The 14,025-nt window shown below is 57.2% G+C and carries 14 protein-coding genes; all 14 read right to left on the minus strand.

All coding sequences use genetic code 11. The features are described 5' to 3' along the window. Positions 1 to 25: 25 nt before the first annotated feature. Positions 26 to 463: a flagellar protein FlaG gene (locus tag ABD847_RS06185; RefSeq protein ID WP_345011088.1), complete on the minus strand. Its 438-nt coding sequence runs from the start codon at positions 461 to 463 to the stop codon at positions 26 to 28. 37 nt (positions 464 to 500) lie between these two features. Then, positions 501 to 1,415, minus strand: a complete 915-nt coding sequence (gene flaB / locus ABD847_RS06190; protein ID WP_345011090.1) for a flagellin B — start codon at positions 1,413 to 1,415, stop codon at positions 501 to 503. A gap of 652 nt (positions 1,416 to 2,067) precedes the next feature. After that, entirely contained in the window at positions 2,068 to 2,985 is a 918-nt protein-coding gene (locus tag ABD847_RS06195; protein ID WP_345011092.1) for a flagellin N-terminal helical domain-containing protein, read from the minus strand. Between the two features lie 263 nt (positions 2,986 to 3,248). Then, a complete protein-coding gene (gene flgL, locus ABD847_RS06200; protein WP_345011094.1) occupies positions 3,249 to 4,466 on the minus strand; it encodes a flagellar hook-associated protein FlgL in 1,218 nt (405 codons plus the stop codon). 21 nt (positions 4,467 to 4,487) lie between these two features. Next, positions 4,488 to 6,473, minus strand: a complete 1,986-nt coding sequence (locus tag ABD847_RS06205; RefSeq protein WP_345011096.1) for a FlgK family flagellar hook-associated protein — start codon at positions 6,471 to 6,473, stop codon at positions 4,488 to 4,490. A 13-nt stretch (positions 6,474 to 6,486) separates the two neighbouring features. Next, entirely contained in the window at positions 6,487 to 7,563 is a 1,077-nt protein-coding gene (gene flgJ, locus ABD847_RS06210) for a flagellar assembly peptidoglycan hydrolase FlgJ (RefSeq protein WP_345011098.1), read from the minus strand. A gap of 15 nt (positions 7,564 to 7,578) precedes the next feature. Beyond that, a complete protein-coding gene (locus tag ABD847_RS06215; RefSeq protein WP_345011100.1) occupies positions 7,579 to 8,682 on the minus strand; it encodes a flagellar basal body P-ring protein FlgI in 1,104 nt (367 codons plus the stop codon). An 11-nt stretch (positions 8,683 to 8,693) separates the two neighbouring features. Next, positions 8,694 to 9,371 carry a flagellar basal body L-ring protein FlgH gene (gene flgH / locus ABD847_RS06220; protein WP_345011103.1) on the minus strand — a complete coding sequence of 226 codons (678 nt, stop codon included), beginning with the start codon at positions 9,369 to 9,371 and terminating at the stop codon, positions 8,694 to 8,696. Between the two features lie 19 nt (positions 9,372 to 9,390). After that, complete coding sequence (flgG, locus tag ABD847_RS06225; protein WP_345011104.1) at positions 9,391 to 10,179, minus strand: flagellar basal-body rod protein FlgG; 789 nt, start codon at positions 10,177 to 10,179, stop codon at positions 9,391 to 9,393. Between the two features lie 17 nt (positions 10,180 to 10,196). Further along, positions 10,197 to 10,943, minus strand: a complete 747-nt coding sequence (flgF, locus tag ABD847_RS06230) for a flagellar basal-body rod protein FlgF (protein ID WP_345011105.1) — start codon at positions 10,941 to 10,943, stop codon at positions 10,197 to 10,199. Between the two features lie 169 nt (positions 10,944 to 11,112). Next, entirely contained in the window at positions 11,113 to 12,423 is a 1,311-nt protein-coding gene (gene flgE / locus ABD847_RS06235) for a flagellar hook protein FlgE (protein WP_345011107.1), read from the minus strand. A 29-nt stretch (positions 12,424 to 12,452) separates the two neighbouring features. Further along, the gene (locus ABD847_RS06240) at positions 12,453 to 13,136 is read right to left on the minus strand and encodes a flagellar hook assembly protein FlgD (protein WP_345011109.1); all 684 of its coding nucleotides are present in this window, start codon (positions 13,134 to 13,136) and stop codon (positions 12,453 to 12,455) included. Positions 13,137 to 13,146: 10 nt separating this feature from the next. Then, entirely contained in the window at positions 13,147 to 13,572 is a 426-nt protein-coding gene (flgC, locus tag ABD847_RS06245) for a flagellar basal body rod protein FlgC (RefSeq protein WP_345011111.1), read from the minus strand. Then, on the minus strand, positions 13,569 to 13,976 hold the full coding sequence (gene flgB, locus ABD847_RS06250; RefSeq protein ID WP_345011113.1) for a flagellar basal body rod protein FlgB: 408 nt from the start codon (positions 13,974 to 13,976) through the stop codon (positions 13,569 to 13,571). Before flgB ends, flgC begins: the two co-directional genes overlap by 4 nt. Between the last annotated feature and the right edge of the window lie 49 nt (positions 13,977 to 14,025).

Here is a 14,025-nt window from a genome sequence, read left to right on the forward strand (position 1 = left end):
TCCCCAGTGGCACTAAGGCCCCTGTTTAAATCTGACTATCTAACAGCAATCCAGACATGCCCTGGCTGCCTGACTCACCATTTTGCATAGATTGTACCCGCCGACTGATGTTCAGCAGCTCCTCACTGGGAATTTGCCGTATCATCTGCTGGGTTTCTGAGTCCACCACGGTAATGATGGTCTTATCCAGATCATTATCAATCCGGAAATTCACCGCCCACCCTTTAAGATGACTCATTTCTTGCAATTTTTGGGCCTGTTTAATGATGTCATCCAGCACATCCGCAGGCGACTTGGCGTCTTCCTTGGGCTCTGTGTTGGTCTGGGTCGCAGACGAGCCTGCCAAACTTTTGACACTTTCCGACTGATCTGTAAGCACCTGAGCGGCCTTGCGGCCGCTCGGGTCTGTTACAGATAGGGAAGAGACGCTGGCAGGCGTTAATGGAATGGATTCGTTTGCCATAATCTCCCCCTCATCTCACTTGATGGTCGAGCCCAAATTAACCCAGCAGAGACAAGGCGGACTGCGGACGTTGGTTTGCCTGCGCCAGTATGGTGGAGGCAGCCTGCTGCAGAATGTTCTGCTTGGTCATGTTGGCGGTTTCGGTAGCAAAATCGGCATCCCGGATACGAGAGCGCGCAGCGCTGACGTTTTCAGAGATATTGGCCTGGTTGCGAATGGTGGAGTCGAAACGGTTCTGCACCGCACCCAGCTCGGCCCGCTTGGAGTCAACCTGTTGAATCATCAGATCCAAGTTAGCCATGGCCAGTTGTGCATTACTGGCGGTGGAGCCGGATATATCATCAATATCCGCCCAATCCAATGCCGCTGCTGCAGAGGTAGCCACGAAATCGCCATTGGAATCGGCACTGACAGTGTATGACAAACCAGTGCTGGCACCAGCGATCCCACTTACCGTCATGGAAAAACCAGTCATGCTGAAAGAAATGGTCTGGGCAGCGTCGGCACCTACCTGGAATTCACCACGATAGTTACCATCCAGTATCTTCTGTCCACCAAAAGTGGTGTCACTGGAGATTCGGTTAATCTCTGTCGCCAGCTGCGCATATTCCTGCTGCAGTGCATCACGGTCATCTTCGTTGTTCGAGCCGTTGGCGGATTGTTGAGCCAGGGTACGCATGCGTTGCAGCATGGAGGTCACTTCATCCATGGCACCTTCTGCGGTTTGGGCCACAGAGATACCATCGTTGGCGTTACGGTTGCCCTGATCCAGGCCGTTGATCTGAGAGGTCAAACGGTTGGAGATCTGCAGGCCAGCCGCATCGTCCTTGGCGCTGTTGATGCGCAGACCTGAGGCCAAACGGGTGTAGGAAGTATCCAGCGACTTGCTGGTATTCATCAAGTTACGCTGAGCGTTCAAAGATGACGTATTGGTGTTGATGTACAAAGCCATAATATTTCTCCCGATGAGAAGTTAACTGCGAGCCTCATTCGCACATAAGTCCGATGAGTCCCACCGTTCAGGCCAACTGGGTTGAACCGACCCTGTTGGCCCGAGCGCGGGTCGTCACGTTGAACCGGACGCGAGACCCGCAGTACCGCAAATAGTTGGATTTCCGAACACCCCTCAATTTGCTTCATCTTGGTTAGCGGCCTGCGTATGGAAAGCTTTAGGAATTTTTTTGCCTCAGGGAAAAAAAAGCGGCAACAGCTTGCCGGGTTGCCGTCACAAGGCAATGAAGAGACGGAAGGCTACACTGGGTCTTATGCCCCGCCCATGACCGGGGAGCAGAAGACATGGACATTGCCGGCGATTATGATGGCAGCCAAAAACACATTGGCATGGTAAATGCTTATACAGTAGGGGAGTGCCAAGACGTTGGCGCCCACAAAAAAGGCCAGCGCTTGGCTGGCCAATGAGCAAGTGCTCAGGAGATTGGCTGAATTTCACTCTACATTGGCATTAGGCCATGGCAGAATGTTTCAGCGTGTAACCAGAGAGTCAACTCTCTCCCGATAGATTAGAGACCGCGTATCCGAACACCCCTCTAATCCATCCTCTACAGGGCGGCCTGAACCACCGCCCTGTTTCTTTATTTAAAACCTTAACCTTGCAGCAGTTGCAGGGCTGACTGCGGACGCTGGTTGGCCTGAGACAGTATGGTGGAGGCGGCCTGCTGCAGAATGTTCTGCTTGGTCATATTGGCCGTCTCGGTGGCGAAGTCCGCATCCCGGATCCGAGAGCGAGCCGCACTCACGTTCTCAGACACGTTGGCCTGGTTGCGGATGGTGGAGTCAAACCGGTTCTGCACCGCCCCCAGTTCTGCCCGCTTGGTATCTACCTGCTTGAGCATCAGATCCAGGTTGGCCATGGCCAGCTGAGCATTACTACCAGTAGAACCGGAGATATCATCGATATCTGCCCAATCGAGCGCCGCCGCAGCGGATGTCGCTACGAAATCACCATTTGAATCGGCACTGACAGTGTAAGAGATACCTGTATTAGCCGCAGCCAATCCACTAACGGTCAAAGAGAAACCCGTCATGCTAAAAGAGATGGTTTGAGCCGCATCGGCACCAACTTGAAACTCGCCACGATAGCTACCATCCAGCAGCTTCTGCCCACCAAAAGTGGTATCGCTGGCAATTCGGTTGATCTCGGTAGCCAGTTGCTGATATTCCTGTTGCAACGCATCGCGATCTTCGTCGTTGTTGGAGCCGTTGGCAGATTGTTGAGCCAGGGTGCGCATCCGCTGCAGCATGGAGGTCACTTCATCCATGGCGCCCTCTGCGGTTTGCGCCACAGAGATACCGTCGTTGGCGTTGCGGTTACCCTGATCCAGACCATTGATCTGGGAGGTCAGACGGTTGGCAATTTGCAAACCGGCGGCGTCGTCCTTGGCACTGTTGATCCGCAGACCAGAGGCCAAACGGGTGTAAGAGGTATCCAGAGACTTGCTGCTGTTGGTCAGGTTGCGCTGAGCATTCAGTGATGAAACGTTGGTGTTGACATACATAGCCATGATCAATTTCTCCTAAGCATTTATTTTTGAAAATAACCAGGCTTATTAGTGTGTTATGTCTGCCTGCTTGACTTATTTATCGGTCAGTCTGGGATTTCCTTTAGCACTTTTTTCAACTTTCTTGGCTTTGGGATATCGCAACTGCCTTACACCTTGTTTATCGGTCCCACTGCCGATTCCTTTAGCTTTTTTTGCTTCCCCAGATGGCAAAAACAACAAGGCCACCCGCAGGTGGCCTTGTTGTAGATGGGCTCATGAATCGCTTAGCGAAGATAATCAAACAGGCTCTGTTGCTGCAGCTTGCCGAAGGTCTGCTGGGCCACGCTCAACGCATTCTGCTCCTTGTACAGGTCCGTGATGGCCTGATACATGTCGATCTCGGATACTGCCGCTCGAGCTTCGGTATTGCTCTCTTCCAGGCTGCCGTTGGAGGCCAACACAGAATCAAGCGTGTTCATCCGTGCGCCGGTCTGCCACAAGGCGGTACCCACCTGATCACGGGTGTGGCTCATGTGGGTTTGCACATCCGCCACCGCCTGCTGCAATTCATCCCCACTCAAGGAGGAGGGATCCTTAAGCACGGCTATGATATCGCTCAGGCTGTTGAGGATGTTGTCATTGGTTGGTGAGTCCATCTGAAAGCTCTGACTGCCCCCGGTCGCCACATCAACGGTAATTGACAGGCCATTAAAATCCAGCGCCTCACCAGCGACATATTCCCCAGACTTGAGCACAGTGCCACCGCTGTCGGTGATTTCGTATGTATCTGGCGTGCCGGCAATGGTATTGAAAATAAAGCTATTGCTGGCCGTACTGCTGGTATCGTAGTTGTTCTTGTAATAGGTATCGTAGGCGCCCTGATCACTCACCAGTATGCTGATATTGTTGTTACCCGTCAGCGGGCTGGCGGTACGCCGGGTGGCGGCCGTCTCAAAGATGGTATGTCCACTGTCACTAGCCTGGATCGACACCGAGGGCGACACCTGCACACTGCGCACGCCGGCATCTCCCTGGAACACGTAACGCCCGTTGGCATCCTTGGCAAACGGCTGGGTCTGGGTCTGGTTACCCGAAAACAGGTATTCCCCTTGGGGGTCCTTGCTGTTCATCAGGTCGTACAACTCGGCCTGCCGCATCTCCAACTCATGACCCAGATCCTGCAGATCCCCATCGCTCATGGCGCCGTTTTGGATCTTCTGCAGCAAGGTGGTGGTACTGAGCAGATTATCGTTGATAGAGGAGAGCACCGTCTCCTCATGGCTCAGAGTGCTCTGCAGCAGATTGCCGTTGGTAGTGTACTGCTGGTACAGCTCGATATTGGTGGTGAGTCCCATCTTCTGGCTCATGCCAAAAGGATCCTCACCGGCAGTGGCGAATTTATCACCACTCAGCAGGCGTTCGTTCGCCTTGTCCAATCGCCCCGAGGTATTCATCAGTGACTGCAGATGGCGATCAAACTGCATGTTGGTGGATATACGCATGGACTCTCTCCTCCTGCTCTATCAGCTCACCGCATTGAGCAAGGTGTCGAAGGTACTCTTGGCCACGTTGACGATCTGTGCCGCCGCCGAGTAAGCCTGCTGATACTTGATGAGATTGGACGCCTCTTCATCCAGATTGACGCCGCTGACACTGTTGTACCAGTCCTGACTCTGGGTGAGTTTGGCCTCCGAGGCCGTCATCTCCGTCTTGGCCTGACTCACCTTGCTGCCCACCCCCGTCACCAGGGCCGTAAAGGACTCGTTGAGGGTGATGGTATTGTCGGCAGATGTACTATCGGCCCGGCGCACCAAATCTTTATTCTGCAGGTTCGCCATGGCCAGGCCGTTGGTGTTGTCAGAAAAACCGTCGGTGTTGAACTCCAGGGTAAAGTTGTCGCCGGGCGCTACGCTGCCATCGATAGAAAACTCGAAGCCTGGGTAAGTCTGCGCCGCCGGCGAGCCATAGATGGCGGCCATCAGGTTCTTACCCCCGGTGCTGGCGGCGGCCGTGCCAATCACGCCCCCTGTGCCGTCATACACCACATAGTTGCCGCTATCGTCGATGGTCACGCTGTGGGGGGCCGCGCTGTCCAGCGACCCACTGCTAAAGCCAGAGCTACCGTCGGTGTTAGTCACCCCATCCAGCTTGATGCTACCCGTGCCGTAGTTGTTACTGTCGGCGGTAAGCTTGAGGGGGGATGCCAGCGCCAAGTCATCCGCCACCCGCAGCTCGCGGCTCAAGCCTCCCGCCGCATTCAAGGTCGGTTGCAGCAGGAATTTATCGCCGGCGGCCGGTGCGCCGGACAAATTCAAGCTGAGCCCCTCGGCGTCCAGATCGATGGTGGCAGGAAAGGTGGTAGTCCCTGTGATGGGCGAGCCGGTTTTCTTACCATCATCATCCAACCGGTAAATCTCATAATCGTTCGCCGTGGTGAAGGTCACCAGGTAATCCATACCGGTGACATTGCTCCCCTCACCCGCCATGAAATCCACCGAGACGGCGCCGGTACCGGCATTGCCGGCATAGGGCAGCCCCTCACTGCTGGGCAGGGTGAAGATATCGCCGCCCAGCTGGTTATTCAGCGTCATCCCCAGGCGGTTCTGTTGATTCATGGCATCCGCCATGGCCACCGCCAACTGACCAAGCTGGCGCTTGGTGGGCGCCAGCTCATCCCGCGCGGCAAACATGCCGCCCAGCGAACCGCCCAGCACCTCTTGCTTGAGACTGGTGGTCGCCTTGTTCAGGGAGAGTTGAATGCCGGTTTCTCGAGAGTCCGGGTCACCATTGACCACCAACATGCTGGCGGCCTGCCCGCGCGCTACCAAGGATTGCCCCGTGGTCATGTTCACCAGCAGGCTGCCGTCATCCTGCGGCACGGTGCGGATATCCAACATCTCGGAGAGCTGGCGTACCTGCTCGTCCCGTTGATCCATCAGGTGCAGTGAGGTGCCATCATCCCCGCTGCCCTGCCGTTTGATCAGTTGGGTATTGAGGTCGTTGATGTTGCTGAGCAGGGTGTTGATCTTGTTGACCGCATTACCAATCTTGGCGTTGGCGGTATCGTACTGCTGCGTCAGCTGGCTGTTGAGGGCGCTGTAACGGTTGAGCATGCTGTCGATGTTGCTCAGCACCCCCTCACGCCCAGACTGACCGTTGGGGGTCTCGTTGGCCGAATGCAGCCCCTTGAAGAAGTTATCGATCCCCACGCCGGCGCTGTTGGCCGAATCACTCAGCAGCTTGTCGGTATAGGCAACATCAGCGTAATAGCTACTGTTGTAGGCATGGGTGGAGGTATCACGCCACAGTTCGCCCTGCGCAAACTGATTGAGTACCCGGGTGGTATTACTGCTACCCACCCCAAGGTTCACCGCGTTGGTGTAGAGGGTGGTCTGCTGGCGGGTGAAGCCCTCGGTGTTGAGGTTGGAAATATTATTGCCGGCGGTCCAAAGCAGCCGCTGTTGGCCCAACAGGCCTGAGGTGCCAATTCCCAACAGATCGGTAGACATACCTTACCCCTTTTTAGGTTTCCATCTCTTGCCGCGCCTGCTCGAAGGCCTCACTGCGCAGAACCTGCTTCAACTTGCGGGCGTAATGCGGATCCGTGGCATAACCGGCATCTTGCAACGCCTCAAAATACGCCTCGGGATCCTGGGCGACCGCCCGCGCCTTTTCATAGCGGGGATGCCGACCGATCAGCTCCACATAGTCCTTCATGCTCTGAGCATAGGAGTTGTAGCTGCGAAACTGCGACAACCGCATGACCGGTTTGCCGTCTTCATATTCAAGGCTGTTCATCTGGGTCTGCTGCCCCTGCCAGCGGCTGCCCGCCTTGATGCCAAACAGGTTGCGGCTTGACTCACCATCGGCCCCCGGCATCACATGCTTGCCCCAGCCGGTTTCCAGCGCCGCCTGGGCCACCAGGGCCTCCGGCGACAGGCCAAGCTTGGCCGCCACCTGCCGGGCCACCGGCAACAGTTGCCGGACAAACTCTTGTGGCGAATCAAATTGCTGGCTGCGTGACCGGCTCGTCCCCTGCCCCTCCAGCCGCTGCACGAAGCGCTCGGCGGCCGAGACACCGGCATGGTGGCGAAAGCGGGCCCGGCGTCCCTCGCTCGCTTGCCGCGCCACCGCCTCGGTGCCTGCACTCTGCTCAGCACTATCCGTGCCAACATTTTGACTGTCCTTGGACTGTGTCGTATCCAGGCGCCGCAAGACCGGCAGACGCCCTTCGGGCATCTTTAGCTGACGGGGCACCTCGGCATCGCTGCTGCCTGCCTGATTACCGGAGAACTGGCGCACCAGCATGGCGGCCAGGCCCGTCTTGCCACCCGCCGGACTGACGGTGGCGGACATCTGCTGATCTAGCATGCCCTGGTAAAACTCGGTGTAGCGGCTGTTCAGCGGGCTATCCTGGGTCAGCACAGAGTTGGCCTGGCGCATGCCTTTCATCCACATCTGGGTGAACAGGGACTCAAATTGCCGGGCGGCGGCCTCCAGGGCCTGCTGCTGACTGGCCTTGCCCTGGGTACTCAACTGCCGCAACCGATCCAGGGAACGGATGTCATCGACGACGCCGGTCTGGGTAAACTTGTCCATACGGCCTCCGCTACCTTAGATGATCACCAGCTGACCCTGAATGGCACCCGCCTGTTGCAGCGCCTCCAGAATCGCCATCAGATCCCCGGGCGCCACCCCCACCTGATTGACGGCCCGCACCAGGTCATCCAGGGTATTGCCGGTATCCAGCTTGAACATGCGGCTGTCTTGTTGCTGGACATTGATGTTGGAGTTGTTGGTCACGGCGGTATTGCCGCCCGCCAAGGCGTTGGGTTGGGAGACCTGTTGCTGTTCGCTGATGGTCACCGTCAGGCCACCGTGGGTAATGGCCGCCGGACGCAGACGCACCTGGTTACCGATGACGATGGTGCCGGTGCGGGAGTTGACGATGATCTTGGCCGCCTCATCCGCCGGATCCACTTCCAGATTCTCCAGGGTGGCCAGATAGGAAACCCGCTGCGCCGGATCCCGCGGGGCATACACCTCCACCGAGGTGGCATCCAAAGCGCGGGCGGTATCCGGCCCCACCAAGCCGTTAATCACATCCGTCAACCGCTTGGCGGTGGTGAAATCAGCACGGTTGAGGTTGAAGGTGATGGTGTCACCCTGACCAAAGGCGTTGGGCACCTCACGTTCCACGGTGGCGCCATTGGCGATCCGTCCCACGGTCGGGGTATTGATCACTACCTTGGAGCCATCCGCCCCTTCGGCCCCCAGGCCCCCTACCACCAGCGAACCTTGCGCCAGGGCATACACCCGGCCGTCCACCCCTTTGAGGAAGGTTTGCAGCAGGGTACCGCCCCGCAGGCTCTTGGCCTCACCAATGGCGGAAACGGTCACATCCACCGTCTGCCCTGGCTTGGAGAACGGCGGCAGTTCCGCATGCACGGCTACCGGCGCCACATCCTTGATCTTGGGCTTGAGGGAGTCCGGCACCTTGATACCAAAGTTGTTGAGCATGGTGCGAAAGGTCTGCTCGGAGAAGGCGTTGTTCTTCTCACCTGTGCCCGGCAAGCCCACCACCAGGCCATAGCCGATCAACTGGTTGGTACGCACGCCCTGCACCGAGGCGAGATCCTTGATACGGGCCGCCTGGGCCTGGGGCAGCAGCAGGCTGAGCCCCAGGGCAATGGCAGTCAGGTGTCGGAATTTTGTCATTTGGCTTACTCCTAGAACGGACTCCAGGGACTATTAAAGAACTGTGCCAACCAGCCCCGCTCCTGAGTATTGGCAAAGTCACCCGTCCCACCGTAATAGATGCGCGCATCAGCCACCCGCTGGGATTCCACCGTGTTGTCGGCCTGCACATCCTCCGCCCGGACAATGCCGGTGATGCGGATATATTCGTTGCCGGTGTTGAGCATGATCCACTTCTCGCCCCGCACCATCAGGTTGCCGTTGGGCAGCACCCGGGTGACGGTCACCGAGATGTTGCCTTGCAGGCTGTTGCTCTGATCGGCCTTGGACTGCCCCTTGAAGCTGTTGTTGGCCCCCATGCCGACGCTGGTGTCATAGCCACCGACGGTCACCGGCTTGCCCCCCAGCTCCAGGGCATCCAGGCCGAGGCTGGAATCCTTGCCCAGCTGACTGTTGGCATTCTTCTTGGCGGAAGTGGACTCCACCAGTTGCACCGTGATGATATCGCCCACCTGACGCGCCTTGATGTCAGAGTAGAGACTGGTGGTCTGCTTCTGGCTGAAAATGGAACCGTTTGATTCCATGTTCACCACGCTTTCCTCCGGCATCACCGGCGAAAACTCCGGATCATCCGGCTTCGGCATATTGGGTGTCGTGGAGCAGGCGGCCAACAAGAGCCCGCATCCGGCCAAACAGAGTGCCAACTTCATGGCGGCCTCCTTCAATTCTTTACAGACGTTGTGTCACGTAGGACATCATCTCATCCACGCTGGAGATGACCTTGGAGTTCATCTCGTAGACACGCTGCGCCTGGATGAGGTTGACCAGCTCCTCGGTCACATTGACGTTGGAGGTTTCCAGCATCCCCTGCTTAATCACTCCCAGACCATCGGCCCCGGCCACCCCTTGCAGGGGCGCCCCGCTGGACTGGGTTTCCAGATAGAGGTTCTCCCCCATGGGCTGCAGGCCGGCGGGGTTGACGAAGTCGGTGACCGTGAGCTGCCCCACCACCTGGGATTCCGCCTGCCCCATCAACTGCACCGATACCTGGCCATCCGAGCCCACGGTAATGCTCTGGGCATTCTCGGGGATCTGGATCTCCGGCTGAATGGCATAGCCCATGCCGGAAGTCACTATGGTGCCTTCGTCGTTCAAGGAGAACTGACCGTTGCGGGTGTAGGCCGTGGTGCCATCCGGCAGCAGTACTTCGAAAAAGCCTCGGCCCTCGAGCATCACATCCAGGGAGTTATCCGTGGTCTGCACGTTGCCCTGGCTGAAGTTTTTCTGGGTGGCCACCACCTTGGCGCCGGCCCCCAGCATCAAGCCGTTGGGCAGGGTGGTATCCGCCGAGGAGCGGCCCCCGGGCTGGTTGATGTTCTGATAGAGCAAATCTTCAAAGATGGCCCGCCCCTTCTTGTAACCGACGGTCGAGGCGTTGGCCAGGTTGTTGGAGGTGACCGAGATGTTGGTCTGCTGGGCGTCGAGCCCCGTCTTACTGATCCACAATGCCGGATTCATAATCTTCTCCTCGTCGCTTAGCTCAGACGCAACAACTGGGTATGGGCTTCATCGTTCTTCTGGGCGGTCTGCATCATCTTGACCTGCGTCTCAAACTGCCGCTGTAATCGGATCAGGTTGGTCATCTCATCCACCACGTTGACGTTACTGGCTTCCAGGGCACCGGAGACCAGCTTGACGTCAGCCGAGGCCGGCTCAGCCTGGCCGTCCTTGCGGCGAAACAGGCCATCATTGCCCTTGTCCACGCTACGGATATCCGGATTGACCAGCTTGATGCGCTGAAACTCTTCCATGCCGTTGGGTGCCGCCCCTTCGGGACGACCGACTATGGTGCCGTCCTTGTTGATGGAGATTTTCTCCAACGGCAGGGGCAAGACTATGGGTTGACCCGCATCATCCAGCACATTGAGTCCATTGCTGGTCTGCAGCACCCCATAGGGGGAGAGCTGCAGGTTGCCCATGCGGGTGTAGGCCTGACCACCTTGGGCGTCCTGAACCGTCAGCCAGCCGTCACCTTCCACCGCCACATCCAGATCCCGCCCCGTGGTCATCAAGCCGCCCTGGGCAAAACTCTGGCCCGGACGTTCCGTCATGGAGAACACCCGGGACGGCAGACCGTCGCCAAAGGCCTGCATGGCCCGCGCTTGCTCCAGGTCCGCTTTGAAACCAACGGTGTTGGCGTTGGCCAAGTTATTGCTGCGCAACGTCAGGCTGTTCATGTTTTCTTTGGCGCCCGACATGGCCAGGTACAACAGATGGTCCATAACCCACTCCAGTCAAAATGGTGACTTAAGTGAGACGAAGCAAAGATGATGCCAAGTAATGTTCAGCGGCTAGCGAAGCGGGAGAAGGAGGAAAATAAGGGGGTAACGACCAGGCTAAAAGTCAAAAAAAACGGGCAGCCTGTCAGCTGCCCGTGAGGTGATGCCGGTGTTAGCGGATCTGCAGTATGGTCTGTTGCAAGGTACTGTTGACCTCCAACGCCCGAGAGTTGGCCTGGTAGTTGCGCTGGGCCGTAATCAGCTCCACCAGCTCAGAGGTCAGGTTGGAGTTGGACGCCTCCAAGGCCGAGGACTGGATCTTGCCGAAGGTACCCGTATTGGCCTGCCCCGGCACCGCATCGCCGGACGATAAGGATGCCTTCCAAGAGGTATCACCCACCTGAGTCAACCCTTGTGAGTTGGGGAAGTTCGCCATGGCGATAGCCCCCAGCTTGGTGGTGGTGCCGTTACTGTAGGTGGCCGCCACCAGACCGTCTGCGCCGATATCCACCTTGGTCAACCGACCGACGGTAGAACCATCCTGAGACAAAGCCGTCACTTCAAAGGAGGACGAATATTGCGTAATGCTATCGAAGTCAATCTCGATGGTCTGAGTACCATCGGCGCCATTAGTGATGATGCCGGCGCCCCCGCTGCCCAGCTGTTCGGTCACAATGGGATTGGGATTGGGGTTAGTGGCCACTGTGGTATCCAGCAGGCCCTGAGAATTAAATACCAGGGTGGCACCTGACGGCACTGAGCCCCCAGGCGTATACCCGCCGGTAATATCCACCGGTTGATCATCCATATAGCTGAACATGCGCCAGGTATTGGTGGCCGTCGAGTCTTTGACGAAGTAGTGGGTCATGGTGTGAGACTCACCCAATGAGTCATACACCACCACTGACGTAGAAGAGGTATAGGTATCGGAATCAGTGGGATCAAAATTGGCAGGATCCAGGGCTGTGGAGCCCGCCGGCAAGTTCATGCTCATGTTGACCTTTGAGGTCGCTTCCGGACTCCCCGCCGCATCCGGAATCCTCAAGGGAATAGTGGAGTCCAGGCTGACCGTCTTGGGAGTGCCATCATCGTTGACGTCATAGACCTGCAGGTAATCGCCCTGGGCTGTGGTGACATAGCCACTGGAATTGAGCTGAAATGCCCCAGCCCGCGTGTAGGTGCGATCCAGATCGCCGATATTGGCTGCGGTGACGAAGAAGCCGTTCCCTTGAATCGCCAGATCCAGCGAGTTATTGGTGAAGTTCAACGCCCCCTGGTGAAACTGCTGAGCAACGGTCGAGGTGGAAACCCCACTGCCCACCTGGGTCTTGGCATTGGCAAAGATCGAGGAGGAGTACACATCGGCAAACTCGGCGCGTGACCCCTTGAAACCAACCGTGTTGACGTTGGCAATGTTATTGGCGGTGACATCCAGGTGTTTCTGGGCCGCATACAGACCACTCAGGGCAATATTAAATGACATGGGTATTACCTCTCACTTAGCGCCGACGGCTAGTTGGATATTTCCAGGATCTGCGACAACGGTATGCTGCCTATCCCTTGAACCTTCACTACGGTGGCAACCTGGCTGTTGCCGAGCGTGACGCTCTCAACTTGCCCGTAGGTCAACACCCCCAAATCCTGTCGTTCACTCCCCACCAAGCCATTGGCCTTGAAGGTATAGGTACCGGTTGGTGCGGGGTTTCCATTCTTGTCCAAGCCATCCCACTCGAAGCTGTAATTCCCGGTCTGTTTGCCATCGATGGCAATCTCGCGCACCAGGTTCCCATCAGCATCCGTGATGCTCATCTTCAAGTTGCTCGCCCCATCCCCTGTGGTGACCACCCCTTTGACGGTATCGCCTTGTGTCAGGTAGCCGTTACTGGTGGGTGACAACACCTTCTGACCCACCAGGCTCGATGCCATCAACGCCTGGCTGGAGGTCATGTTGTCGTTGAGACTCGTCATCTGGGTGTTGAGCTGATTGATACCATCGGCCGTGGTGAACGAGGCCATCTGGGAAATCATCTGGGAGTTGTCCGTCGGTTTGAACGGATCCTGATACGAAAGCTGCTGCGTCAGCAGCTTGAAAAAATCTGCCTGCCCCAGGGTGCCGTTACTACTGCTGCTACTGGTGCTGCTAGTCTGGGTTGACGCCGTGGTGGTGACGCCGGTCAAGGCGCTATAGTCAGCCATGCTCTACTCCTTAGCCCTTGCCCAGCCGCAGCGTCTGCAACAACATCTGCTTGGCGGTATCGGCCACTTGCACATTTGTCTGGTAGGAGCGGGAGGCACTGATCATGTCCGCCATCTCTTCGATAGGATTGACGTTCGGCTTGTAGATGAAGCCATCCTTGTCCGCCATGGGATGATTGGGGTTGAACTCTTTTAGTAACGGCGCATCGCTCTCGACTATGCCTTGCACCTGCACGCCCACTGCCTCGCTCCCCGGCTGTCCACTGCCGGCTTCCTGCAACATGGCGGCAAAAACTGGCCGCCGCGCCCGGTAAGTCTCATCCACACTGGAACTCACGCTGTCGGCATTCGCCAGATTACTGGCGGTGGTATTCAAGCGCACAGACTGGGCACTCATGGCCGAGCCGGCAACATCAAAAATCCGAAAGAGACTCATACTTGATCTCCTTTGAGCGCCTTAAGCAAGCCATTGATCTTGCTGTTAAGAAACTCCAATGAGGTTTGATACTCCAGACCATTTTCCAGGAAGGCACTACGCTCCTGCTGGAGATCGACGGTGTTTCCATCCCCCGTATCGGCCTGCAGCGGCACCCGATATTTGAGCGTGCCACTCATGGCGCTGGCGCCAGCCAGGTGCTGGTTATTGGTACGCATCAATTCTGTGGTTCCACTTTGCAAACCCTGGGCCTGACTCAAGGCACTGGAAAAGTCCAGATCCTGGGCCTTGTAGCCGGGGGTATCGGCATTGGCAATGTTGCCAGCCAGAACCTCGGCCCGCTGAGAACGCACCCCTATGGTGTACTGGTGGATCCCGAATGCTTTGTCGAATGAAATGGTCATGGCGCACCTCCTGCTAGAAATTAAGCAAAAGGTGTGCCACTGGCTAGGG

It is taken from the genome of Pseudaeromonas paramecii, assembly GCF_039540575.1.
In the GTDB taxonomy this organism is placed as follows: Bacteria; Pseudomonadota; Gammaproteobacteria; order Enterobacterales; family Aeromonadaceae; genus Pseudaeromonas; species Pseudaeromonas paramecii.